General features: G+C 49.4%; 22 protein-coding genes. 1 reads left to right on the top strand and 21 read right to left on the bottom strand.

The annotated features are described in order from the left end of the window. Positions 1 to 4 precede the first annotated feature (4 nt). The 20 genes from QZV76_RS00500 to QZV76_RS00595 form a co-directional block, all read right to left on the bottom strand. Positions 5 to 1324, bottom strand: a complete 1320-nt coding sequence (locus QZV76_RS00500; RefSeq protein WP_290595283.1) for a dihydroorotase — start codon at positions 1322 to 1324, stop codon at positions 5 to 7. A 2-nt stretch (positions 1325 to 1326) separates the two neighbouring features. After that, positions 1327 to 2271, bottom strand: coding sequence for an aspartate carbamoyltransferase catalytic subunit (locus tag QZV76_RS00505; RefSeq protein WP_290595284.1), 945 nt, complete (start codon positions 2269 to 2271; stop codon positions 1327 to 1329). Then, positions 2268 to 2897: a bifunctional pyr operon transcriptional regulator/uracil phosphoribosyltransferase PyrR gene (gene pyrR / locus QZV76_RS00510; protein ID WP_290595641.1), complete on the bottom strand. Its 630-nt coding sequence runs from the start codon at positions 2895 to 2897 to the stop codon at positions 2268 to 2270. Before pyrR ends, QZV76_RS00505 begins: the two co-directional genes overlap by 4 nt. A gap of 94 nt (positions 2898 to 2991) precedes the next feature. Next, the gene (nusB, locus tag QZV76_RS00515) at positions 2992 to 3558 is read right to left on the bottom strand and encodes a transcription antitermination factor NusB (protein ID WP_290595285.1); all 567 of its coding nucleotides are present in this window, start codon (positions 3556 to 3558) and stop codon (positions 2992 to 2994) included. A 19-nt stretch (positions 3559 to 3577) separates the two neighbouring features. Next, positions 3578 to 4141 carry an elongation factor P gene (efp, locus tag QZV76_RS00520; RefSeq protein ID WP_290595286.1) on the bottom strand — a complete coding sequence of 188 codons (564 nt, stop codon included), beginning with the start codon at positions 4139 to 4141 and terminating at the stop codon, positions 3578 to 3580. Between the two features lie 77 nt (positions 4142 to 4218). Next, positions 4219 to 5301, bottom strand: coding sequence for a Xaa-Pro peptidase family protein (locus QZV76_RS00525; protein ID WP_290595287.1), 1083 nt, complete (start codon positions 5299 to 5301; stop codon positions 4219 to 4221). Positions 5302 to 5429: 128 nt separating this feature from the next. Next, positions 5430 to 5861, bottom strand: a complete 432-nt coding sequence (gene aroQ / locus QZV76_RS00530) for a type II 3-dehydroquinate dehydratase (RefSeq protein WP_290595288.1) — start codon at positions 5859 to 5861, stop codon at positions 5430 to 5432. 2 nt (positions 5862 to 5863) lie between these two features. Next, positions 5864 to 6949, bottom strand: a complete 1086-nt coding sequence (gene aroB, locus QZV76_RS00535) for a 3-dehydroquinate synthase (RefSeq protein WP_290595289.1) — start codon at positions 6947 to 6949, stop codon at positions 5864 to 5866. A 9-nt stretch (positions 6950 to 6958) separates the two neighbouring features. Next, on the bottom strand, positions 6959 to 7507 hold the full coding sequence (locus tag QZV76_RS00540) for a shikimate kinase (RefSeq protein WP_290595290.1): 549 nt from the start codon (positions 7505 to 7507) through the stop codon (positions 6959 to 6961). Next, a complete protein-coding gene (aroC, locus tag QZV76_RS00545; protein WP_290595291.1) occupies positions 7495 to 8691 on the bottom strand; it encodes a chorismate synthase in 1197 nt (398 codons plus the stop codon). Before aroC ends, QZV76_RS00540 begins: the two co-directional genes overlap by 13 nt. A 63-nt stretch (positions 8692 to 8754) precedes the next feature. Beyond that, a complete protein-coding gene (locus QZV76_RS00550; protein ID WP_290595292.1) occupies positions 8755 to 9264 on the bottom strand; it encodes a prepilin peptidase in 510 nt (169 codons plus the stop codon). A 43-nt stretch (positions 9265 to 9307) separates the two neighbouring features. Continuing rightward, positions 9308 to 10132, bottom strand: coding sequence for a shikimate dehydrogenase (locus QZV76_RS00555; RefSeq protein WP_290595293.1), 825 nt, complete (start codon positions 10130 to 10132; stop codon positions 9308 to 9310). Between the two features lie 35 nt (positions 10133 to 10167). Next, complete coding sequence (gene mltG / locus QZV76_RS00560; RefSeq protein WP_290595294.1) at positions 10168 to 11448, bottom strand: endolytic transglycosylase MltG; 1281 nt, start codon at positions 11446 to 11448, stop codon at positions 10168 to 10170. Then, the gene (gene ruvX, locus QZV76_RS00565; RefSeq protein WP_290595295.1) at positions 11449 to 11955 is read right to left on the bottom strand and encodes a Holliday junction resolvase RuvX; all 507 of its coding nucleotides are present in this window, start codon (positions 11953 to 11955) and stop codon (positions 11449 to 11451) included. It lies immediately after the preceding gene. Between the two features lie 33 nt (positions 11956 to 11988). Further along, positions 11989 to 14673: an alanine--tRNA ligase gene (alaS, locus tag QZV76_RS00570; protein ID WP_290595296.1), complete on the bottom strand. Its 2685-nt coding sequence runs from the start codon at positions 14671 to 14673 to the stop codon at positions 11989 to 11991. A 196-nt stretch (positions 14674 to 14869) separates the two neighbouring features. Continuing rightward, positions 14870 to 16273: a replication-associated recombination protein A gene (locus QZV76_RS00575; RefSeq protein ID WP_290595297.1), complete on the bottom strand. Its 1404-nt coding sequence runs from the start codon at positions 16271 to 16273 to the stop codon at positions 14870 to 14872. Between the two features lie 18 nt (positions 16274 to 16291). Further along, positions 16292 to 17425, bottom strand: a complete 1134-nt coding sequence (locus QZV76_RS00580; protein ID WP_290595298.1) for a hypothetical protein — start codon at positions 17423 to 17425, stop codon at positions 16292 to 16294. Beyond that, positions 17418 to 19226 (bottom strand): aspartate--tRNA ligase, encoded by a 1809-nt coding sequence (gene aspS / locus QZV76_RS00585; RefSeq protein ID WP_290595299.1) that lies wholly within the window; start codon positions 19224 to 19226, stop codon positions 17418 to 17420. Before aspS ends, QZV76_RS00580 begins: the two co-directional genes overlap by 8 nt. A 125-nt stretch (positions 19227 to 19351) precedes the next feature. Continuing rightward, entirely contained in the window at positions 19352 to 20632 is a 1281-nt protein-coding gene (gene hisS / locus QZV76_RS00590) for a histidine--tRNA ligase (protein ID WP_290595643.1), read from the bottom strand. 62 nt (positions 20633 to 20694) lie between these two features. After that, positions 20695 to 21366 (bottom strand): MBL fold metallo-hydrolase, encoded by a 672-nt coding sequence (locus QZV76_RS00595; RefSeq protein WP_290595300.1) that lies wholly within the window; start codon positions 21364 to 21366, stop codon positions 20695 to 20697. Positions 21367 to 21445: 79 nt separating this feature from the next. Between QZV76_RS00595 and QZV76_RS00600 the strand changes: the two genes are divergently transcribed. Then, entirely contained in the window at positions 21446 to 22642 is a 1197-nt protein-coding gene (locus tag QZV76_RS00600; RefSeq protein WP_290595301.1) for a peptidylprolyl isomerase, read from the top strand. 166 nt (positions 22643 to 22808) lie between these two features. On the opposite strand, the gene QZV76_RS00605 is transcribed toward QZV76_RS00600, so the two are convergent. Next, entirely contained in the window at positions 22809 to 25091 is a 2283-nt protein-coding gene (locus QZV76_RS00605) for a bifunctional (p)ppGpp synthetase/guanosine-3',5'-bis(diphosphate) 3'-pyrophosphohydrolase (RefSeq protein ID WP_290595302.1), read from the bottom strand. Positions 25092 to 25123 lie beyond the last annotated feature (32 nt).

The following is a 25123-nucleotide window of genomic DNA, read 5'->3' on the forward strand; positions in this document are numbered from 1 at the left end:
AGCCCTAGAACTCAACTACCCCATCACGGGCAGTAACATGTCCACGAAGCACTGTTAGTACTGGGCGGGCCCGGAACTCCATGCCCTCGTAGGGAGTATTAGAGGCGATTGAGGCTAGCTCTTCGCCATGTACTTTCCAGCCGGCATCTGGATCAATAACAGTGAGGTTAGCTGGCTCTCCTACTGCAAGTGGACGTCCTTGATCCGATAAACCGACAAGTTCTGCTGGACGTTCACTCATAACTCGCGCGATATCACGCCACGTCATACGGCCAGTTTCCACCATCACTTGAGCAAGGATGGCAAGGGACGTCTCCAACCCCAACATGCCATTGGCAGCTTTCGCGAACTCACCACATGTCTCCTCGGATCCATGTGGTGCATGATCAGTGGCCACACAATCAATAACACCATCAACAAGAGCTTGCTGAAGTGCCTCATTATCTGAGTCTTCCCGCAGTGGCGGATTAACACGGTAGACACCGTTATAAGTAGGAAGAACAGAATCATTGAGAAGCAGGTGATGTGGAGTCACCTCAGCGGTGATAGTGACACCTTGCGTTCGTGCCCACTTCAGCAACTCAACGGTTCCCTTAGTAGAAGCATGGCAGACGTGAATACGGGCATGTGCATCACGTGCTAACAGAATATCCCGCGCCACAATAGATTCCTCAGCAGCGCGCGGCCATCTCTTCATTCCCAACTTTGCGGCCATTGGCCCTTCGTGGGCAATAGCGCCTTCTGTTAAACGATCTTCTTCCGCATGTTGAGCAATAGTTGCCCCGAAACCTGCCGCATATTCAAGTGCACGCCTCATGACCAGCGGATTATTGACACACTTACCATCATCGGAGAACCAACGAACATGGGCTTTACCCTTATTCATCAATCCCATTTCGGAAAGTTCTTTACCCTGCAGGCCTACGGTTATAGAGCCAACAGGGTAAACATCGCAGAGACCAATTTCTTGGCCCTTGCTCCATATCATTTCGGCAAGATTATTGTTGTCGATAACTGGCTTAGTATTGGGCATAGTGAGAACAGCAGTGAAGCCGCCGCGTGCAGCTGCCGCCGAACCACTAGCAATAGTCTCTGTATCTTCTCGACCGGGTTCACGAAGATGCACGTGAATATCAACAAGACCGGGCAGTAGTACATTGCCCTTGCCATCGTATTCATCACAATTATCTGGAAGAGACGTTATTTCTCCGCATGGAGTAATACGGCTAATGCATCCATCTTCAACAAGAACATCTACGGTGTCGCCTTCACCATAAGGACGAACGTGGCGAATAAGAAGTGAAGTCATAGTATCTTTCTGCATGATTACGCTTCCTTGTCACCGGTGAGAAGCGAGATGAGGATGGCCATACGAACGTGAACACCATTGTTCACTTGTTGAAGAACAGCAGTCTGTGAAGAATCAGCAACATCAAAGTTGATTTCCATGCCACGAATCATCGGGCCCGGATGCATGATAATTGCATCGTCGCGCAACATACCGAGACGCTCTTTGCTCATCCCGTAAAGAGCAGCATACTCACGGACAGAGGGGAAGAACGCCTCCCCCGCTTTCATTCGTTCTTCCTGAACTCGTAGAAGCTGAATAGCATCAGCATCTTTCAACTCTGCATCAAGATCCTGCGTTACACGACATGGCCAATTCTCGACACCAACAGGAAGCAATGTTGGAGGTGCCACAAAAACAACCTCAGCACCGAGCTTAGAGAAGAGAAGAAGATCAGAACGTGCTACGCGGGAATGCAGAATATCCCCCACAATGACAAGTTTCCGTCCCTCGAATCCCCCATGATGCTGCCGGAATGTCAGAGCATCAAGTAAAGCCTGGGAAGGATGCTCATGCTGTCCGTCACCTGCGTTAATAATTGACGGACCATGTATTCCATCGGGAGAAAGCCAGCGAGAAAGCTGATACGGTGCGCCAGAATTAGGATGCCGAACGATGAGGGCATCCGCACCGATAGCAGTTAACGTTTGACCCGTATCTTGGAGAGACTCCCCTTTTTTCACTGATGAATTGGCAGCCGCAATACTACCGACATCCGCACTCAGCCATTTAGCGGCAGTCTCAAAACTAGTACGCGTACGCGTTGAGTTTTCATAAAAAACAGTAAAAACAGTACGTCCCCGCAATGTGGGAAGTTTTCGAATTTCCCGTTCTAGCAGAGAAGACTTCAGATCATCTGCCAGGTTAAGAAGAGCAATGGCACTGTCTTTATCAAGGTCATTAATCGAGACGAGATGCTTCACTCTGCCTCTCCTCCTGTGATATCTCGAGTGAGGACAACTTCATCTACACCGTCTGTTTCTTCCATGTGAACAGCAACCCCTTCAGCACGAGCAGTAGGAATGTTCTTGCCTACATAGTCGGGTCGAATAGGAAGTTCTCGGTGTCCACGATCCACTAAAACTGCCAGTTGGATAATATCTGGGCGTCCGATATCCCGAAGTGCATCCAGTGCGGCGCGCACCGTGCGTCCAGAAAAGAGAACGTCATCAACAAGAATGACTAACGCGCCATCAATACCAGCGCGTGGGATTTGAGTTTCCCCCATAGGACGAGGGGGGCGTTGACGTAAATCATCACGGTAGAGAGTGATATCGAGAGATCCGACTTCTGGAGAGATACCCGAAAATTCAGCAATTTTCGAAGCAAGCCGGTGAGCGAGGTGGCTACCTCGCGTAGGAATGCCCAACAATATGACGCGCTTAGACGAGGATTCGTCAAGTGCTGTCTTCTCAATGATCTGATGGGCGATTCGTGCGACGGTGCGTGATACGTCCGCAGCGTCAAGCAGTTGCACATTGTCGTTCATCCTGACCTCCTTCTCCGCCTCTCTGGACGGCTTGTTAAAGGATGTCTGCTCTGCATACAGAGTATACCAGTCTGTAGACTACCTATATACGGCAAATGGCCGGAACCTAACAGATTTTTAGGTTCCGGCCACCATAATGAATGCGGATATGCAGTTAGCGAGTTTCCGTCCCATCAATTTCAGCAGGAGTAGAGTCATCTGCTACGGATTCTTCCTCTACCACGTCGACAGTACTGGTATGAGAAAGCTGTTCTTTGAGGACATCGCGATCGCGCAATACTTTGTCAAGCACACCGTTAACAAAACGTGGTGCATCGTCATCGGAATATTCTCTGGCTAAACTCACTGCCTCATCAACAGCAGTGAGGGCAGGAACATCATCCGTAAAGAGTAGTTCCCAGAGACCGATACGCAATGCTGTGCGATCAACAGCAGCAAGCCGATCAAGAGACCAATCAGTGAGGTAGGAGGCTAAAATCTCGTCGATGCGATCAATTTCTTCCGCCACTCCGGTAATGATGGCAAGAGCGTAATCACTTACCAGCGGCATACCGCCTTCGCCACTACGCGCCAGCTCCAGCGCATAGTCACGACGATTCTCCGCTAACTCAACTGGGTCGACATCCCGGCTTTCTGCTTCAAAAAGAAGTGTCAAAGCACGCTGACGAGCTTTATGCCTGCTTCCAGCATGACTAGGACGGCTTTTTCCGTCTCCACTCATGGCAGAACTCCGAGGGGGATTAATTGTTGACACGGCTTAGATAGTGACCGTTGCGGGTATCGATACGGAGGACATCTCCAGTGTTAATGAAGAGAGGAACCTGCACTTCAGCACCAGTTTCCAAGGTTGCAGGCTTAGTACCAGCAGAAGAACGGTCACCCTGCAGGCCCGGATCAGTATGGGCAACAGTGAGGTCAACTGATACCGGCAGATCTGCAAACAGTGGCACACCATCGTGCATAGATACCTGGATAGTGGTGTTTTCAAGAAGGAAGCGAGCACCATCGCCAAGGATTTCCGGACCAACAGTAATCTGGTCAAAAGTATCTTCGTCCATCAGAACGAAGTCCTCTCCATCCTTATAGAGGTAGGCGAAATCGCGGCGGTCCACGGTAGCCGTTTCAACCTTGACGCCAGCATTAAAAGTCTTGTCAACAACTTTTCCAGTAACGACATCTTTCAACTTAGTGCGTACGAAAGCTGGGCCTTTACCCGGTTTCACATGCTGAAATTCCACAATTTGCTGCAGCTTGCCGTCCATCTGCAGCACCAAGCCATTTTTGAAGTCAGCGGTACTCGCCACAATAAGCTCTTTTCTGTCGAAATATCTGAATGGTTGCTGACGCTACATCAGTACAACCGTTACCTCATGGTAGTTTACTAAACAAGCAGCAATTCTGCGGAAAATGCCTGCAGAGAGCGCACATTCCCATCTTCTTCTAGCACATAGGTATTTTCTATGCGTACACCTCCCCTATCGGGCAGGTAAATACCTGGTTCTACGGTAAAGACTGTGCCGGGAACAATAGATTCTTGTGAACCTGTCCGCACCCACGGATGTTCATGAATATCAATCCCTACTCCGTGTCCCGTGGAGTGGCCAAAACACTCTCTATATCCGGCGTCGGTAATAATAGCGCGGGCAGCATCATCAATACTTCCCGCAGTGATTCCGGGAACAACAGCCGCTACTGCGGCTTGGTGAGCCTGCCACACAATATCGGAGATTTCTTTTTGCCACGGTTGCGGATCACCAATACAGAAAGTGTGTGTGCAGTCTGAATGATATCCATCAACAACTGCACCGAAATCGATAACAACGAGATCACCAGCACTAATCTGTGTGCCATCTGGACTGTGGTGTGGAAGAGCACCATTGGCGCCAGTGCCCACAATGGTCTCAAAGGACACACATTCAGAACCGTGTATCTTCATAAGATAATCCAGCCGTGCAGCTACCTCATTTTCAGTAACTCCCGGGGCAAGAATCTTCTCATCAATAAGATCGCACAAAGCGGCTTCAGCACAACGCGCAGCTTTATCGAGAGCAACTATCTCCGCGCTGTCTTTGACAGCACGTAACTGGGCTATTTGTGGCGAAATATCAACAAGCTGGGCAAGGATAGTCGTACTGTCCACCCCGCCGCTATTTTCTGTATTCAGCCATGCTGCTATTTCCTGGTAGTCGAGCCAGTTGAGGAATTCTCCATCAACCCCCAGTGTGTCTGCATGTAATCCACGCTCTGCCGCGGTCGCGCACAATGCCGCACTACCACGTGAGGACTGTATATCAATCGTTAACCCTGGGCATTCACCCCGTGCCTGCGTCGTGTAACGGCCATCGGTAATAAGAACATCACGTGCCGCATCGCTACCATCGATCCATAACAGTGCATTGGAACCACTAAACCCAGAAAAATACCGGATTGAGCTTAGCCCAAAAATAAGAACGGCATCTGGCACATTCTTACTCTGTATATTCCCACTCTGTATATTCTCGCGGAGCTGATTTCGCCGAGAAAGATACGTATCTACTGTCCCCATAATCTTTCCTTTACAGTCTCTCCTACGCCCTTCGTTATTAGGCAATACTAGTTGTGCTGTGCAAACCAACGCAGTGCTAGACGGTAGCCATCAATCCCCAGGCCGACGATAACACCGGTAGCAATGTCAGAAAGATAACTATGATGGCGAAACTCTTCGCGCGCATGCACATTAGAGATATGCACTTCGATAAAACCGGCATAATCAGTTAATTCCGCGCAAGCATCGCGTAATGCTACCGACGTGTGTGTAAGAGCACCGGCATTCAAAATAACAGGCTCCCGTTTATCAGCACTATCATGTATCCACCCCAGCAGCTCGGCTTCAGAGTCTGTTTGCTTCACCTCTACGTCAACACCCAAATCTGCAGCGTCATGTTCAAGCAAAGCGACAAGATCTGAAAAAGTCGTGGAACCGTAAATGTCGGGTTGACGCTTCCCTAATCTTCCCAGGTTAGGCCCATTGAGTACATGAATCATGACTATTTTCCTTCCGGTTCGCTTATGACGGAGTAAGCATCTGCCAATTGTTGGGGAGAGGGATTTTCCAAGCGGATGGGATTTCCGAAACCATCGAGGACGACAAAGCGAAGTGCCCCATTCCGGTTCTTCTTATCTGACTGCATAGTATGAGTCAGTTCATCCAAAGCCCCAGCTTCGTATGTCGTGGGAAGCCCCACAGAGTGAAGTACAGCACGGGTACGTGCAACGTCTGCATCATTCAATAATCCCGCAGTACGAGCTAGTGCAGCAGCAAACACCATCCCCACTGCTACCGCATTCCCATGCCGCCACAGATAGTGTTCACGCTGCTCAATCGCATGTGCCAGAGTATGCCCATAGTTAAGATTTTCGCGGAGGCCGGTTTCTCGTAGATCGCAGCTCACTACATCAGCTTTTACCTGTACTGAACGCTGCACAAGCTCATGAAGAACAGCACCATCAACATCGAAAACTGCTGCAGGGTTCTCTTCAATAAGATCAATAATGCGCTGATCAGAAATAAAACCACATTTCACAACTTCAGCCATACCTGAGACGATTTCTGCTCGTGGCAGTGTATGCAGCACCGAAAGATCGATAAAAACACCACGCGGTTCATGGAAAGTACCGATCAGATTCTTACCAATGGCATTATTGATACCTGTTTTACCGCCTACACCAGCATCTACCATGCCAAGAAGCGACGTGGGACAACTAATAAAAGCTATTCCCCGCATCCATGTTGACGCAATAAAGCCAGCCAGATCAGTGGCTGCACCGCCACCCACTCCCATGATGGCATCTGCACGAGTAATACCGGCATTACCACAGCTCATCCAGAGTTCTTCTGCCACTACTAAGGTTTTGCCAGCCTCCGCATCAGGAACTGCAAAAAGATGTACATTAGTCCCTTTACTTTGAAGTGCGGCAGCAATATCCGCAACGAAAGTGGACACGCTCTTCTGATAAACGATGCCTACATTACGGAAAGTACTGCCCAGTTCAGCAATATCTGGAACTAAATGCGAGCCGATACAAACGTGATAAGGCTGTGCAGCTTTTACATCAATCACAGTAGAACGCATAAGACTCTTTCAGTTGTCACTATTGGTAGTAATGCGAGTACGGCCGAGGAACGTACAGATCTCGTCGATAACATCAATCGGTTTACGATGTTCTGGTTGGAGGACAAGATCCGCAACCTCGAAATAGTATGGTCTCCGTATGCGGTACAACTGCCGATAATGCTCTACGGGATCAGCCGCCGCAAGCACAGGACGCGTAGCCGTTCCACTTGTGCGCCGGATACCCTCTGCGGCAGAAATATCGAGAAAAATAACCGGTACGTCCATCAACAAAGTACGGGTCCGTGGCGATAAAATAGCTCCCCCACCCAGTGCGAGAATACCGCCATAAGACGCTAAGGCCTCTGCTACCACATCTTCTTCAACGTCACGGAAAGCTTTTTCGCCAAGCTCTGTGAATACTTCTCCACAGCTTTTTCCATAGCGTTCTTCAATGATCTGGTCTGTATCCGCAAAAGGCAGCTGTAGCGCACGAGAAAGTCTTTTGGCCGCAGTCGTTTTCCCAGAACCCGGAAGCCCCACAAAAACGCAGACTGGAGAACATGCTACTTCGCCCATGTCAGGCGTTCCTTCACATACTCTTGATACGCATGGTAATTCCGCTGCGTTTCTGCAAGCGTATCTCCCCCGAATTTTTCCAGCACTGCCTGGGCAAGAACTAAAGCCACCATAGCTTCTGCGACTACTCCAGCAGCAGGCACAGCACATACATCCGACCGTTGATGAATAGCAGTAGCAGGTGCACCCGTCGCCATATCAATTGTGGCTAAAGCACGAGGAACTGTAGATATAGGTTTCATTGCGGCACGTATAACTAACGGCTGTCCGTTGGTCATACCGCCTTCCAGCCCTCCGGCATGATTAGAACGTCGAATAATGCCATCTTCAGTGGGATCCATTTGATCGTGTGCTACAGAGCCGCGATGGCGTGCAAGTGCGAAACCGTCACCAACTTCTACCCCCTTAATGGCCTGGATCCCCATTAAAGCACTGGCTAATCTAGCTTCTAGACGACGCTCGCCAGAGACAAACGATCCCAAGCCAATAGGAAGACCATGAACGACGACTTCAACAATGCCACCTAAAGTATCGCCAGCTTTGCGAGCTGCATCAATCTCTGCGATCATGCTCGCTTCTGCTTCTGGATGGGAGGCACGCACTGGGCTTTCATCAATACGACGTTGATCGGTACTAGTGGGAAGGTCATCCTCACCATAAAGGGTGGAATTTCCGATGGAAAGTACACGGGAGACAACCTCTACCCCCAGCACTTCCCGCAGGATAGAGCGCGCCACTGTACCGGCAGCAACACGGGCAGCGGTCTCGCGGGCGGAAGAACGCTCCAGAATATTGCGCGCATCGTCTGCATTGTATTTGAGCATTCCGGCAAAGTCGGCATGTCCTGGTCGTGGACGGGTGAGTGCCTGGTTACGCGCTAAATCATCAATAGCGGCAGGGTCAACATAGTCGGGAGACATGATTTTCTCCCACTTAGGCCACTCACTATTCTCAATCTGAATAGCGATAGGACCCCCCAGGGTCTTGCCGTGTCGCACACCGGTGAGGAGTGTGACATGATCCTGCTCAAACTTCATCCGCGCGCCACGACCATAGCCGAGACGGCGACGCGCTAACTGAGTAGCGACCTCATCGGTCGAAAGCGGAAGGCCAGAAATAACATCCTCTACGAGAGCGATGAGAGCTTGGCCATGGGATTCACCTGCAGTAGTCCATCGAAACACTTCTCCATTCTGTCATGTTTCGCTTCTTCTCCACGGCGATACGTTCCCTTACTGGGCATATTCTTAGCGGAATATAACCAGATAATGAGAAATAAGAATGATTCCAGTGACGACAGCAAGTGAGACACCATGCGGAATAGTAAGACTATGAATCTCATCGTGGGCACTGGTGTGCGAGAATTGTGTAGATAGACGGAGAATAATGCGTTGTCCTATTCCCACACACGCAGTAACAAGAAATGCACCTACACTCGCGCACCACCAAGCAGCCCATCCCAATGCCCCCACAAACATCCCAATGGGAAAAGCCGCTTTAACATCTCCCCCACCAATACCCGCGCCCATGACATAGGGAATGAGATAACAGGCAAAAAGGCATAATCCAGCGCATACTGCGCGACCGCAGGCACCTTCACTGAACGAATACATGCTTGCTAACACTATTCCGAGTCCCACAAGATATGTAGGGATACGCCGTGCTGCACTGTCCTGCCGCGCTAACCATGCTAGCCATAGCAAAGACAATACTGTGATAGCGGTAGAACATATAAAAGGTATAGAAGATACAGTCACTATTTTTTCCTCACGAGGGTAAATCGCCCTCAGTGTAGGATTTTTAGGACCTTTGTAGGGAAGCTACCATTGCGGCAAAAACATCATCTGTCACAGTTTTTTGGGTGAAGGCTTCTATCTGTGCGACAGCCTGGTGTAACAACATTGTCCGTCCACCGACCACTGTACCGCCATTATCTGCCACTACTTGCGCTAATGAGGTAGGCCATGGTGCATACGTCACATCAATAAGACGTGGAGTTCGACGGAGAAATGTACTGTATCCGGCAGCTGCGTCACCCGGTAAAGTCGAAATAACTAAAGTGGCGTTATGACAGCTAGCGCGCAAAATCTCAGGATCATTGAGAGGTATCCAGGAATAATCCAGTCCTAGCCGTGCAGCAACATGCAACGTGTGTTGTGCACGTTCCTCTGCACGCGACGCAATAGCGACTCTCCCTACTCCTTCTACTCCGGCACTGCGAAGGGCGGAAAGATACGGGCGAGATGTTCCACCTGCACCTAGCAGAAGAACATTGCCGCCGGTGTAACCAGATTTTTTAAGAGAAGCACATGCACCATCAATGTCTGTACAGTCCGCATACCACTCTGTGCCCCGACGAATGAGTGTATTGGCAGATTCCACGATATGTGCACGCTCTGAAACAACGTCAGCAAACCGCAACGCAGCATCTTTGCATGGTCTGGTAACAGAAAATCCACGCATACCGGGATCCGCAGCAGAAACTATTCTAGGAAGATCACTGGCAGTGCACTCAATTTGAGTGTACGTCCAATCATTTAAACCCAGTGCGCGGTAGGCAGATTCATGAAGAAGAGGGGAAAGCGAATGATCGATAGGAGAACCAAGAACTGCTGCGGCAAGCATAGTGACCTTTCTACGAATCCGCGATAAGTACCCTTTTATTGGCTATCGAAAACTCCATTGCGATGAGCTTCTTTAATATCTCGTTCATGGCCTTTTAGCGTGGCATTGAATTTAGTAGTGCCCCGCTTGTCAACTGTCACAAAGTAAAGCCAATCACCTGGAGTGGGATTTTCCATAGCGTGTACAGCATCCATTGTAGGTGAGCAAATAGGGGTGGCTGGTAGCCCCTTCTTTGCATAGGTATTCCATGGGGTCACTGCGGCACGATCTGCATCTGTAGTAGCAACCTGCTGCTCAGACAAACCATAGTTAACAGTTGAATCAAACTGCAGGGGCTGATCACGGTTTAACCGGTTAACAATAACGCGTGCTACTTTCCCGTAATCAGATACTCCTACTTCCCGCTGTATTAGTGATGCTCCTGTCACAATTTCGTACGGCGATAATTTTTGCTTCTTAGCAGCCTCTACTAAACCTGACTGCTGATAGATCTCTGCCGATGCCGTCACAAGATCGTGAATAATCTGGAGGGGACTATGCGTCGGATTGAAAACGTGAACTCCCGGAAGAATAAGCCCCTCGATTTTACGATCAGGATATTTTGCGTGAGCTACCGCATGGTATGCCCACTCGGGAACACCTAACTGGGCAGGATTCGCTTTCGCAACAGCATTCCGGAAGGCTGCACTGCTAATACAATGCTTTTTTTGCGCGTTCATATAACAGGATGCGACAGAAAGATGATGGTAGATACCGAATGTCTTCCCATGCACAACATGAACATCTTCCAGCGTTACACCACCAGGGAGATTAACTGCACCTGCTCTGTTAGAAGGATCGAGAAGCTTCTCAACAGCTTTCACAGCCGCCATTTTTTTACGAAGTTGGTAGTAGCCAGGCTGCATGGACGTAATACGAGGATTATCATTAGCTGCTTGAATAAAAGCACCAGTAGATTTGACGACGCCCATTTCCACTAATGTTGGAGCTAATGAGGCAGCTGACGCCCCTGGAGTAACTTCAACGAGAACCGATCCTGTCCCCGGTCCCTCAAAATCAGGATATGAGTGCCTATTGCGGTGATGGTACAGCATCGCTCCAGCGAAGAGGACAACGACTAATAGCACGACGCCACTGACAATTGAAAACCGCCGACTTTTTACAGTTTTGCCAGATTGCGAAGAAATATTATTCGCATCATTGCTATATCCTTCGGCGTTATCACTGGGCGCCGCGTGTTTATCAGAAGATTCAGCAACGATACTAGATTCTTCCGTATAGTCTTGCGGGTCAATCCCTTTACTGTGCCGTCCCACTCACTGTTCCTTCTCATTATGACAACAATGTCGTCTACGAAGATCGAGCCATGTATTAAGAATTTCTACAGCGGCAGCTTGGTCAACGAGAGCTCGTTGTGCACGGCTCGCTACCTGCGACGAACGGAGTGCCTGGGTAGCAACCACTGTTGATAATCGCTCGTCTACTAAGCGTACAGGTATTTTTGGCCACGACGTGCGAAATTCATCGACAAAACCAATAGCCATCTCTACTGAACTAGACGCGCGTCCATGCAATGTACGTGGTAAGCCGACGATAACTTCAACGGGTTCATATTCCGTTAGAATGCTATCTATTCTCTGCAGGGTAACCTGTGGCCAGGGATAATGCTTTAAATGAATAGTCTCAACGGGAGTCGCCAAGATACAGTCTGGGTCACACGATGCAACGCCTATACGTGCTTTCCCAACGTCAAATGCTATCCGGCGGCCACGTCCCGGGTCATCATCACCCGGGACGTCAGGACGGTAATCATCTAATTCCACAAAAACCCTACACAGTAGCTTTATACGGTACTTTTACACAGTAACTTTCTGCACTGCAGCAGTAACAGTGGTCAGAGCTTCCGCAAGTCCACTAGCGTCACTCCCCGAGCCTTGGGCAAGATCGGGTTTTCCGCCGCCACGACCACCAATTGCAGGAGCGGCAGCCTTCACAATATCGCCGGCTTTCACACCACGTGATACGGCTGAAGAGTTAACAGCAACAACAAATGGGAGCTTTTCCCCAGAACCAGTGAACAGTGCAACAACTGCCGGGTTTTCTCCAAAATGCTTACGAATAGTGCAGGCCAAAGTACGCAGTTGGGCACCATCTGCTCCATGCGGAGCCTCCGCAGCGATCACCTGTACACCGTTAATATCGACAGCCTGCTCAATAAAGGAACCAGCATCCTTCAATACTGCCGCCATACGTACATCAGAGAGCTCTCTCTCAAGATTTTTCACTGTTTCTTGAAGAGCAGCCACACGCGGTACAACATCGTCTGATTTCACCTTAAAACGAGCCATCAGATCGTTGACAATACGCTGGTCATTGCGAGCTGCAGCAAGCGCTTGGAGGCCAACATAGGCTTCTACTCGACGGATACCTGATCCCACAGATGAATCACCAATGAATCGAACTGATCCAATCTGTGCCGTAGATGCAACATGGATTCCACCGCAAAGCTCTTTAGATACGCACGGCTTACCCTCCTCACCAATGGTGACAACGCGAACTTTATCACCATAATTCTCACCGAACAGTGCCATTGCACCAGAAGCTTTAGCATCGTCCAAAGCCATAATTTCCGTTGTTACCGGAAGGTCTTGATCAATAGCAGTATTGACCCACTCTTCAATTTCGGTGAGTTCCGCCGGGGTAAGAGGAGACGTCCAGTTGAAATCAAACCTCAAATATCCAGGCTTATTGAGCGATCCTGCTTGCACAGCTTCTTCACCGAGGATTGAGCGGAGAGCTGCGTGTACCAGGTGAGTAGCAGTATGCGCCTGCGCTCCATGACGCCGATTAACCGCATCTACCTGCGCCTGTGCAGAACCAACAGTGATAGTTCCACTTGTCACGATGCCACGATGCAGCCAAACTTTTTTCCCGATTTTCTGAACATCCCGGACATCTACGCACCCTTGTGCCGTTGTAATTGTTCCACAATCTGCACACTGTCCTCCCGCTTCTGCATAGAATGGGGAGTCTTCCAGAATGACCTCAACATGAGTTCCGGTATCTGCGTGGTCGACATGCTCACCATCGACAACGAGACCAAGAATCTTGGTGTCAGTAGTAAGACTGTTATAACCAGTGAAAGTAGTGGGGTGCTGATCGATAAAATCTCGATAAACACCAAGGTCAGCATGTGCATGCTTCTTCGCGTGCGAATCAGCTTTAGCGCGCTGTTTCTGCTCCTGCATAAGACGATCAAAAGCTGCATCATCAACAGTCATTCCCTGTTCAGCAGCCATTTCACGAGTTAAATCGATGGGGAATCCATGCGTATCATGCAAAGTAAAAGCAACATCGCCAGGAATGACATCCTCGCCTCTAGCTTTTACCGCAGCAGCCTCCACAGCGAACAGCTTCATCCCCGAATCAAGAGTCCGGAGAAATGCTTTTTCCTCTGTTACACAAAGCTTTTGGATATGCTCACGCTTTGTCACCAACTCGGGGAAGGAAGGTGACATAGAGTCGCACACCGTAGCAGTTAGTTCCTCCATAACAGGACCATGCGCGCCCAGCAGACGAGCAGAGCGAACAATACGTCGAATAAGACGTCGCAAAATATAGCCGCGGCCTTCATTACCAGGAGTTACTCCATCAGCAATAAGCATGACGGCAGTACGCGAGTGATCCGCAATAACGCGGAAATAAACAGCATCCTGATGGTCTTCTGGAGCATCACTATAAGTAGACCCAGTTAACCGTTCCGCAGTGGTAATAGTGGGACGAAGCAGATCAGTTTCGTAAACATTTTCAACGCCCTGCAGAATGAACGCCACACGCTCAATACCCATACCAGTGTCGATATTCTTCTGCGGAAGAGACCCAATAACCTTGTAGCCGTCTTTACCGATGCCCTCTCCGCGTTCCTTCTCCATGAAGACAAGATTCCAGATCTCGATATATCGATCTTCATCGACAACAGGTCCACCCTCTTTACCATAGGCTGGTCCTCTATCGAAAAAGATCTCGGAGGAAGGTCCACACGGTCCGGGAACACCCATCGACCAGAAATTGTCTTTCATCCCGCGACGCTGAATGTGATCCTCCCGCATACCAACACCATCACGCCAGATGGAGTAGGCCTCATCATCATCCTTGTAGACGGTAGCCCACAACGAATCTGGATCGAATCCGTAGCCCCCCTCGTCAACTGGGCTCGTCAGCAGAGACCAAGCATGTTTAATAGCACCCTCTTTGAAGTACGCTCCAAAGGAAAAATTACCGGCCATCTGGAAGAAAGTATTATGCCGCGTGGTAATACCAACTTCGTCAATATCGAGCGTACGGACACACTTCTGGATAGAAGTAGCGGTAGAGAAAGGTGCGGTCTGTTGTCCCAAAAAATAGGGTTTAAAGGGAACCATACCGGCATTAACGAAAAGCAGAGTGGGATCTTCTAGTACGAGAGATGCGGACGGAACATGCGTATGTCCAGCTTTCACGTAATGATCAATAAAACGTTGCCGAATTTCGTGGGTTTGCACGGATGGAATCCTTTTTCTTTAAACACCGCGCTGTGGCTACTACGGTCGCCACACCAATAAGGCGCAACAACACGCAAGGGCAGCTGCAGTTCCACAGTGTGCGTATCGTTTTTCTCGCCCTTTAGCTTACCTTGTGACACACGCGGACCCATATCTCAGAGACATAGGCAAAGAAAACCCTCTTTTGTCCTAAGAATTAATTCTTCTTAGTTGCTCCCCGAACAGCTGTCCGTAATTTAGGTAGCCACTGGGCAATTCGTTTTTCTGCACCATGCTCAGTGGGATGATAGTAGTTTTTGCCTACCAAATTGTCAGGCGGATACTGTTGCTTCTGAATTCCCTCAGAAGTGTTATGGGGATACTGATAGCCGATCGCGTTTCCCAACTTTTTCGCGCCCGCATAATGGCCATCACGGAGATGCTGTGGAATAGGACCTACTACACCGTTCCGTACATCTTCTAAAGCGGCGTCAATAGCGGTATAACACGCATTGGATTTTGGTGCCGTTGCTAAATGAAGTGTCGCCTCCGAGAGGATAATACGCCCCTCCGGCATACCGATCATCTGTACTGCCTGTGCTGCCGCCACTGCAGTTTGTAACGCAGTGGAATCAGCCAAACCAATATCTTCAGAGGCGAGAATTATGAGCCGACGAGCAATAAAACGTGGATCTTCCCCCGCGTTTATCATACGGGCAAGATAGTGGAGAGCAGCATCAGGATCCGATCCACGCACCGATTTAATAAAAGCGCTTACAGTGTCGTAGTGCTGGTCTCCATTACGGTCATAGCGCGCCAACGCATCCGGTGTAGAACGCTCAATATCAGAAACAGTAAGCGGATCATCATCATGAAAACGCGCATCAGCTGCCGCCTCTAAATACGTTAACGCGCGACGTGCGTCACCCCCCGCCAACCTTACGAGATCTGTATAAGCGGCATCCTCCACCTCAATATGCCCCCCAAAGCCACGCGGATCAGATACTGCACGCTCTAATAAAATTCGCAGATCGTCGGGTTTTAGCGGTTTAAGCTGTAGGACAAGTGACCGCGATAAAAGAGACGCAACTACCGAAAATGAAGGATTCTCAGTAGTTGCCGCTACCAGCAGAACAACACGGTTTTCCACCGCTGCTAGCAAAGCTTCCTGCTGAGTACGGGAAAACCGATGCACTTCATCAATAAACAGTACTGTGTCAACGCCATACGCAAGACGAGTGCGTGCATCATCAATAACCTGACGTACTTCTTTAACACCAGCAGACAATGCAGAAAGCTCAACAAATTTTCTACCAGTGACCCCCGAAATAAGACTTGCTAATGTTGTCTTGCCTGTTCCCGGAGGACCATAAAGGATGACGGAGTTTACTCCCTCACCTTCAATAAGGCGACGCAGTGGAGATCCCTCTCCCAACAGATGTTGCTGTCCTACTACCTCATCAAGGGTACGTGGACGCATCCGTACAGCGAGCGGAGCTCCCTCCCGAATGTACCGACGAACACCACGCGATGAAGACGAATCCCCGTCAGTAGAAGTATGGTGGGCAACTGTCTCGTCAGAATCATTCATGGTAAAAAGACCCGGAGAAGAGCTATCCATACTTCCTCCATTAATGACTTAAGCCACAGCCGCAAGCGCTACAGATACTGTGCGAGCATGGTCAGCTAACTCGCTATCTTCCCAGTACTCAGCTAGCGTACCAAGTCTTTCTAAATTGCGGATTGCTAAAAAACGCACAATATCATCAGTATCTAATTTGTCTTTACTGGCAGCATGCTCGAAGTTAGGTTCATCTCCAAGGATCCAACTGACACTCAACCACGCCCATGTGAGGGCGCCATCTAAGATACGTTTACGCGATGATTGTTTCCTCCGCATACGAGGCCACATGGCATCAACTTGCTCAACCCACGTATGGGTAACAGCGTCGATTTCCTCTCTTGTCAGTTCATAACCATTAAGATCCGAGGGGAAACCTAACAACACAGCAGCAATATCAACACCGATGTCTCGGTAACCACAGAAAGCAAAATCTAGTAGCCTGATATTACGCTGCGACATGAGAATGTTTTCAGGAATAAGCTCCGCCGCACCAAAGGCTCGATAGCTTCCTTGAACAGCGCGTTTCACACTACGACGACCATGGTCTTGAACCGACTCGACAAGGTCGATTCCTAATTTATCGTGGAGTAGTTTCGGAACACGACGCAATGTATCCGCTAACACTTGCGAAGAAAAAGGAACCGAAAGACCAGGTATCTTTGTTTGCGCACGATGCAACAGTGCGTGAAAATCCTCTTCGCGCCCTGCTGTAGAAACCTGTAGTGAACCAATAAGGGTAGCCAATTCCTGTAATGCTGCAATGGTTACAGCACCATGCTGCCCCTCATTCAAAACATCCTGCAGAGTAGATGTTGTTCCCAAATCGGAAAGGACAAATGCACGTTCATCAAGGTCGTACGCTATTAGTTCCGGACCAAAAGTGGCTGCGCTACTAAGAGAACCGACGAACTGGTACCCCACAATTTCCCGCAACAGAAGTCCATCGCGTTCTTCTCCACGATTGGGGAATACTTTAACGACAACTTTCCGAGAGGGAAGAAAGGGACTATCTGAAGTAACACCACGCACTAAAACTGCGTCAGAGTCGGACGCAATGCGTTCGGTATGCGACAGGGTGACCGGGCTTCCCACTCGGGCACTCAGTATTCGCTCACCGAGCGCAATAGCGTCATCAACAGTGCTAGTCATTATCCTTAGAGTTTTCGCTCTTTACCTCACGCTCACCAGTGCGAACTGGCTTCGCATCAATTCCAGATTCCTTACGCTGCTGGGCAGTAATAGGAGCAGGAGCATCCGTCAGAGGATCAACACCACCACCGGACTTGGGGAATGCAATAACGTCGCGGATTGATTCCTCACCGGCAAGCAATGCAGTAATACGATCCCATCCGAAAGCAATGCCTCCGTGTGGCGGAGCACCATACTTGAAAGCGTCAAGCAAGAAGCCGAACTTTTCCTGTGCCTCTTCCTCACTGATACCCATTACTTTAAAGACGCGTTCCTGTACATCGCGACGGTGAATACGAATGGAACCGCCACCGATTTCATTGCCATTACAGACAATGTCATAGGCATAAGCAAGAGCACTACCTGGATCGGTATCAAACGTATCCATAGATTCAGGCTTTGGAGACGTGAAAGCGTGATGCACAGCCGTCCATGCAGAATTACCGAGAGCAACGTCACCCGAGGCAGTAGCGTCTGCAGAAGGCTCAAAGAGAGGTGCGTCTACAACCCAGGTAAAGGCCCAATCTCCGTCCTTGATAAGACCCAGCTTCTTTGCAATCTCATTACGTGCTGCACCCAGCAGAGCACGCGAAGATTTAACATCGCCTGCGGCAAAGAAGATACAGTCACCCGGCTCCGCGTTAACATGCGCAGCAATGCCGGCGCGTTCTTCATCGGAAATATTCTTAGCAACGGGACCAGATAGCTGTCCATCCTCACCCACGAGAATATAGGCGAGCCCCTTAGCACCACGCTGCTTAGCCCATTCCTGCCAAGCATCCAATTGACGACGGGGCTGCGATGCGCCACCCTTCATAACGACCGCACCAACGTAGGGAGCTTGGAATACACGGAAGGGAGTGTTTTGGAAGAAGTCGGCACACTCTACGATCTGAATATCGAACCGTAGATCGGGCTTATCTGAACCATAGAGACGCATAGCATCTGCGTACGTCATGCGCGGGATAGGAGTCTTGATCTCATACCCAATGAGTTTCCAGAGATTGACAAGAATATCTTCTGCCAGAGCAATAATATCCTCTTGATCAACGAAGCTCATCTCAACATCAAGCTGAGTAAATTCAGGCTGTCGATCAGCACGGAAATCCTCATCCCGGTAGCATCGTGCTATCTGGTAGTACCGTTCCATTCCAGCCACCATAAGAAGCTGCTTGAAAAGCTGTGGAGACTGTGGCAATGCATAGAAGGTGCCAGGCTGCAGACGTGCCGGAACCAAAAAGTCGCGTGCACCTTCTGGCGTGGACCTCGTCATTGTCGGTGTCTCAATCTCAACAAAGTCATGTTGAGCAAGAACCTCGCGGGCAGCTGCATTAACTTTCGAGCGCAGTCGAAGATCGTACGCTGGCTTATCACGGCGCAGATCAAGGTAGCGGTACCGCAAGCGGATCTCTTCGCCAGGCTCATCATCAAGTTGGAAAGGCAGTGGCGCACAGCTATTGAGCACTTCCAGTTCGGAAACGTTGATCTCAATCTCGCCAGAGGCCAAGTTCTGATTCTCGGAACCTTCTGGACGTGCCTCAACAACGCCCGTGACCTTAATGCAGTATTCAGAGCGCAAATGGTGAGCCTGCTCTGCAACATCAGCCTTACGGAAAACAACCTGTGCAATACCGGAAGAATCGCGAAGGTCAACAAAAATAACTCCACCGTGATCACGGCGACGGGCAACCCAGCCCGCGAGAGTAACAGTCTGTCCAATAGCAGCGGCGTTCAATTCGCCAGCAAAATGCGTGCGCAGCACGAGAATCCTTTCATGCTGAAAGTTATAAACAAGCCATAGGCATACGTTGTTTTAGTCTACCCGCTTCTTCACAAGCAGCAGAACTTACCATGCACTATTAGCACATACGTAGTAAAAAGAACGTTTTATTTACCTATGATGTTGAGGGCTCTAGCGACAGCGTCAGTTTTCGCAACTTCCTGCTGCTGACCATTGCGAAGATCCTTCACGACAACAGTTCCTGCAGCAAGTTCATTCTCCCCTATGACCAGAGCAACCACCGCTCCAGATTTATCAGCAGCTTTAAAAGCTCCCTTCATTCCACGAGAACCGAACACCATATCTGTACGAATACCTTGTGTGCGGGCTTCAGCAAGCAATGGCATCATTACTTCTTTTGCAGCGTCCCCCAGCGGTACACCAAACATTTCACAATGTGCCTCCGAACCCGGGACACATCCTTCCTGCTGGCACGCTAAAAGAATACGATCAACGCCAAGACCGAAACCGATACCGGAAAGTGGCTGTCCACCCAGAATCTCCATAAGTCCGTCATAGCGACCACCACCGCCAATACCAGATTGTGCGCCTAGACCATCGTGCACAAATTCAAAAGTGGTCTTGGTGTAGTAATCCAATCCTCGTACCATGCGAGGGTTGACGGTGTACTCCACCCTCAGAGTATCGAGGATACGGAGTACCGACTCAAAATGACTCTTGCATTCATCAGATAGATGATTAAGCATGAGCGGAGCATCCTCCGTCATCTCACGGACCTCGGGTCGTTTATCGTCAAGAACACGAAGCGGGTTGATTTCAGCGCGACGACGCGTTTCCTCATCGAGAGGAAGGTTAAAAAGAAATTCTTGAAGCGCCTCACGATAAGCCGGACGACACGTCCGATCTCCCAAGCTTGTGAGTTCGAGACGATACCCGCGTAACCCCAATGTCCGCAGAGCAGTGTCAGCCATGGCGATTACTTCCGCATCCAAAGCCGGATCATCCACACCAATAGCTTCCACACCAACTTGCTGAAGCTGACGATAACGACCCGCTTGCGGACGCTCATAGCGGAAGAACGGGCCTGCATACGTGAGTTTTAATGGCAATTGGCCACGGTCAAGATTGTGCTCGATAACTGAGCGCATAACGCCCGCCGTACCTTCCGGACGCAGCGTCAAAGACCGCCCTGAGCGATCTTCAAAGGTATACATTTCCTTCGTAACAACATCAGTTGATTCCCCCACGCCGCGCGCAAAAAGCCCAGTCTCTTCGAACATGGGTAGTTCAATATGCGAATATCCATACTTATGAATAGTTGCGGCGAGAGTATCACGGACAGCCTGGAAATGTGCTGAGAGCGGGGGTACATACTCAGGTACACCTTTAGGAGCTCGGAATGATGCAGCTGCTGATCCTTTAGCCATCCGTTTTACTTTCTCTTCGGGAATAATTGTGTCCTGTCTATTATGTCCCATTTACTCTACTGTCAGCGGAAGCGACGTAAGTAGACGTTGTCGGCCCGTTCCGCCGCCATCGTACTAGTAGCCCCATGGCCTGGTGCCACCACAACGTCACCAGGTAGTGGGATAAGTTCACGCTCTATCGAAGCAAGCAGAGTCTGTGCGTCGCCCCCGCATAAATCAGTACGACCAACTGCACCTTTGAACAAAGTATCTCCAGAAAACAATACCGTCGGAGCACTCGAGTCCGTCGACGTATCCGTAACAAGAAGCCCCACTCCCCCCGGAGTATGCCCGGGCAGTGGAAGTACCGTCACTGACAATCCACCAATTAATAATTCATTATCCTGGTATGTTGTCAAGAGACGTGGGGGTTTCCACCCGTTGAAGGGAAACACCGAAGAAAGGCCAGCTCCGACTCCTACCGCCGGATCCTCCAGCATGAACATATCGTCGTGGTGAACAACAACTGGAATGTCATATTTCTCTGATAACTCTGGAGTATTCCAAACATGATCTGCATGGCCGTGGGTGAGATAAATACCTGCTGGATGCAGTTTATTGGTATCGATAATGTCGCAGACTTGCGGTGCTGCATCCTGTCCTGGATCAATGATCATGCACTCATTGCTGTCATCGGAAGAAACAATATAGCAATTTGTGCGAAAAGCACCTGCTGGGAAGGTAGCAATTCTCATACCGACCTCTTTTCTGCACAATAATAAGCAATCGACTAGTCTTAACATGGCCATTTTAAGACTTTGCGGTAGTCTTCTAATGTCTACGTCTGTTGTGAAAGGACGCCTAGTGGCTGTATACGACAAGAATAATAGTGGTGCCGGGGATAATCCTGAGGACAAGCTCAACAGCATGGTTGAAGCAGGAGAAAACGTCTCCCCCGCCGATGATGCCGCTGCAAAAGCTGCGCAGCGCCGTATCGCTGCCCGCGAGCGACTGGAAGCAAAAATCGCGGAAGATAACGAGGCTGAGCGTAAACATCGTCGCAATGTTGCCCTCATCATCACTTCTATCGTGGTCATTATTGCTGTAATTGTCACGATTGTTCTCGTTGTCAACAAGAAGAAAGATGACAAGGCTCGCGAAGATGCCATTGAAGCAGCTAAATGGTCAAGCTGTCACTGGGTGCATTCAAGTGAAACTCCAGACCTTCTGAAGCAACTAACTGATGCTAAAAAACAGACGGAAGAGCAGTGGGAACAGCAAAAACTGCAAATTCCGCAGGCTCAATTAGGGGAAGCCGAAAAGCAGTACAACGAGCGTATGGCCTCAATTGATGCACAGATTGCCTACGCCCCCACTGCCATGGAACTGCTGAAGAATCAAACTCGTACGGTCGATGCTCCTCTCAACGGTACGTACCCGCGTACCGGAAAAGCCATCACCATACTGAAGACGTCAGCTGGCGATATACGGATAAACCTTATCCATCGTCATGCTGCTTGTAATGATGCCGCATTTGAAAAGCTCATTGAGGCTAAGTACTTTAACAACACATCCTGCCACCGCATGTTCAACAGTGAACAAGGCAGTGTTCTCCAGTGTGGTGACCCCACCGGAACTGGTATGGGAGACCCCGGTTTCTATACCCCCGATGAGCTCCCCGAATACCTCATTAATGCCGCTGGGGCCGAGTACGGAATGCAAGCTCAGCAAATTACATACCCCAAGGGAACAGTGGCTGTTGCTAACTCCGGCCCCAATACCGGTTCAGGCCAGTTCTTTATCGCCCTCACAGATACACAACTTGCCCCCAGCTACACCGTCATCGGTGTCGTCGATCCAGCGGACTTCTCAATCTTGGATAAAGTCAAGGGATACGGAATTGTACTTGCCCCCGGTACAGCAGCACCCTCCGACGGCAAGATAACTGACGGTGCACCAGCAACTCCTGTTGATATTAAAACTTGGACTCTGGTGAAAACTGTTGGAGTAGAACAGCATAAAGCGAAATAGGGTGTATAAATACAAATTCATAGCGTAAGACGTAGTGAAGGGGCAGTGCTGAGATGAAGCACTGCCCCTTCACTACATTTGTGCATTTGCTATTCAGCTATTACTAGTGTGCTACTTGCTGGCCAAACACTAGTCAGACATTATGGCACTACAGTTACTATGCGTTCTAAACACTATTAATGCGATAGACATCGTAAACACCCTCAACTTGACGAACCGCATTCAGCACAATACTTAACCGTTGCGGATCTCCGATCTGGAATGCCCACTTAGAAATAGCCACGCGATCATCGAGAGTTTTTACTTGAGCTGATATAACATCAACCTTTGATTCAGAGAGTGCATGTGTAACGTCAGATAAAAGCCCTTGCCGATCCAAAGCCTCCACTTGAATACAGACAAGAAAAACAGCTGCTGACGAGCTCGCCCACTCTACTTTTACCTCACGATTTTTATTTTTTTCAATAAGGTGAAGTCCATTAGGACAGTCAGCACGATGAACTGATACCGATCCCATACGAGTAATGTAGCCAATTATTGCGTCACCTGGCACGGGCGTGCAGCACTTAGAAAGTTTTACACTGATTCCCGGCATACCATCGACAAGAACACCAGCATCATCGGTCGTTTTTACGGCATGATGCGATGTGTGGAAAGCAGTACGCTCAGTGAGCGTTTCTTCTGCTTCTTCCATAGTGCCGAAAAGAGAAACTAAACGACTAACAACGTGCCCAGCAGTAATATTGCCGCTTCCCACTGCGCTATAGAGAGCCGTAGCATCCGCAAAGTTAAGTTCTTGGACAAGTTGCGCCATCGACTCGTTATTGAGGAGTCTGTGCAACGGAAGTCCTCCACGGTGTATTTCCCGTGTTATAGCTTCTTTTCCCGCCTCAATATTTTCTTCACGACGTTCTTTCGCAAACCACTGACGAATCTTTGTTTTAGCCCGCCCCGAAACAACAAATTGAGCCCAGTCGCGGCTTGGTCCTGCACTGGGATCTTTTGATGTAAAAACTTCAACAACGTCGCCATTTTTTAATGTATTTTCCAGTGGGACAAGTTTTCCATTAACTTTTGCGCCAATACAGTGGTGTCCAACCTCTGTATGTACTGCATAGGCAAAATCGATGGGTGTTGAACCCGAGGGAAGGGTAATAACGTCACCTTTAGGCGTAAACACAAAGATTTCTTTAACTGCTAAGTCGTAGCGAAGCGACTCAAGAAATTCACCCGGATCAGCAGCCTCCCTTTGCCAATCAAGCAGCTGACGCATCCATGCCATACGGTCTAATTCTGCAGAATCACCTTTATGGCTACCCTTTGTTTCTTTGTACCGCCAATGCGCCGCAATACCGTACTCAGCAGTTTGATGCATTTCTTGAGTACGAATCTGCACCTCAAGTGGTTTCCCCTGCGGACCCACCACAGTAGTGTGTAGGGACTGGTAAACCCCAAACCTTGGCTGCGCAATATAGTCTTTAAAACGACCAGGCATAGGCTGCCACAATGAGTGAATAACCCCTACAGCCGCATAGCAGTCCCGCAGGTCGTCACAAATAACTCGTACTCCGACCAAGTCATAAATATCGTTAAACTCGCGGCCTCTAACAACCATCTTCTGGTAGATGGACCAATAATGCTTAGGACGACCATAGACGTTAGCATCTATGTTGGCTGCTTTGAGTGCCTGCTCTATCTCTTCAATTACTTGTGCTAAATAACGCTCTCGCGATGGTGCCCGCTCACTGACAAGGCGGACAATCTCATCGTATTGGCGTGGGTAGAGGATATGAAAACTCAAATCCTCTAATTCCCATTTCACCGCTGACATACCCAGGCGAGCAGCAAGCGGAGCAATCACGTCAAGGGTTTGCCGGGCTTTTGCAGCTTGCTTCTCCGGTGGAAGAAAACGCATAGTGCGCATATTGTGAAGTCGATCAGCAACTTTAATAACGAGTACCCGTGGATCTTGCGCCATCGCAATGATCATTTTTCGGATAGTCTCAGCTTCAGCTGCAGAACCTAATGCAACGCGATCGAGCTTAGTAACTCCATCCACCATCGCTGCAATTTCTTCACCGAAATCAGCAGTAAGTTCCTCAAGGGTATAGTCTGTGTCCTCTACTGTGTCATGTAGAAGTGCGGCAGCCAAAGTAGCCGTATCCATACCAATTTCGGCTGCAATGGTAGCTACTGCTAGAGGATGTGTGATGTAGGGATCACCAGATTTACGATAAACGCCCTCGTGCAGACGCTCCGCAGTTTTATATGCGCGGACAAGAAGGTCAACATCTCCACCAGGATGAAAACTATGATGAACCGCGATAAGTGGTTCAAGAGCCGGCGGGACTGTGGTTCGGCTTCCTATCATCCTGCGCGCAAAACGGGCACGCATACTTTGTGAGGAGAATCCCCCTTTGCCAGCAACAGACGGATTATTGTCAACCATCGAATCACCTCCGCCAGTTGCTAATTACACAT

The sequence above is a fragment of the Lawsonella sp. genome (assembly GCF_011525565.1).
In the GTDB taxonomy this organism is placed as follows: Bacteria; Actinomycetota; Actinomycetes; order Mycobacteriales; family Mycobacteriaceae; genus Lawsonella; species Lawsonella clevelandensis_A.

Bases quoted from the DNA above. Each gene is read 5' to 3' on its own strand.
- nusB (WP_290595285.1), bottom strand. From the start codon at position 3,558: ATGAGTGGAGACGGAAAAAGCCGTCCTAGTCATGCTGGAAGCAGGCAT.
- QZV76_RS00605 (WP_290595302.1), bottom strand. From the start codon at position 25,091: ATGGTTGACAATAATCCGTCTGTTGCTGGCAAAGGGGGATTCTCCTCA.
- aroQ (WP_290595288.1), bottom strand. From the start codon at position 5,861: ATGATTCATGTACTCAATGGGCCTAACCTGGGAAGATTAGGGAAGCGT.
- QZV76_RS00540 (WP_290595290.1), bottom strand. From the start codon at position 7,507: ATGGGCGAAGTAGCATGTTCTCCAGTCTGCGTTTTTGTGGGGCTTCCG.
- QZV76_RS00575 (WP_290595297.1), bottom strand. From the start codon at position 16,273: ATGGATAGCTCTTCTCCGGGTCTTTTTACCATGAATGATTCTGACGAG.
- QZV76_RS00580 (WP_290595298.1), bottom strand. From the start codon at position 17,425: ATGACTAGCACTGTTGATGACGCTATTGCGCTCGGTGAGCGAATACTG.
- hisS (WP_290595643.1), bottom strand. From the start codon at position 20,632: ATGGCTAAAGGATCAGCAGCTGCATCATTCCGAGCTCCTAAAGGTGTA.
- QZV76_RS00600 (WP_290595301.1), top strand. From the start codon at position 21,446: ATGTCTACGTCTGTTGTGAAAGGACGCCTAGTGGCTGTATACGACAAG.
- QZV76_RS00500 (WP_290595283.1), bottom strand. From the start codon at position 1,324: ATGCAGAAAGATACTATGACTTCACTTCTTATTCGCCACGTTCGTCCT.
- aroB (WP_290595289.1), bottom strand. From the start codon at position 6,949: ATGCGTTCTACTGTGATTGATGTAAAAGCTGCACAGCCTTATCACGTT.
- QZV76_RS00595 (WP_290595300.1), bottom strand. From the start codon at position 21,366: ATGAGAATTGCTACCTTCCCAGCAGGTGCTTTTCGCACAAATTGCTAT.
- QZV76_RS00555 (WP_290595293.1), bottom strand. From the start codon at position 10,132: ATGCTTGCCGCAGCAGTTCTTGGTTCTCCTATCGATCATTCGCTTTCC.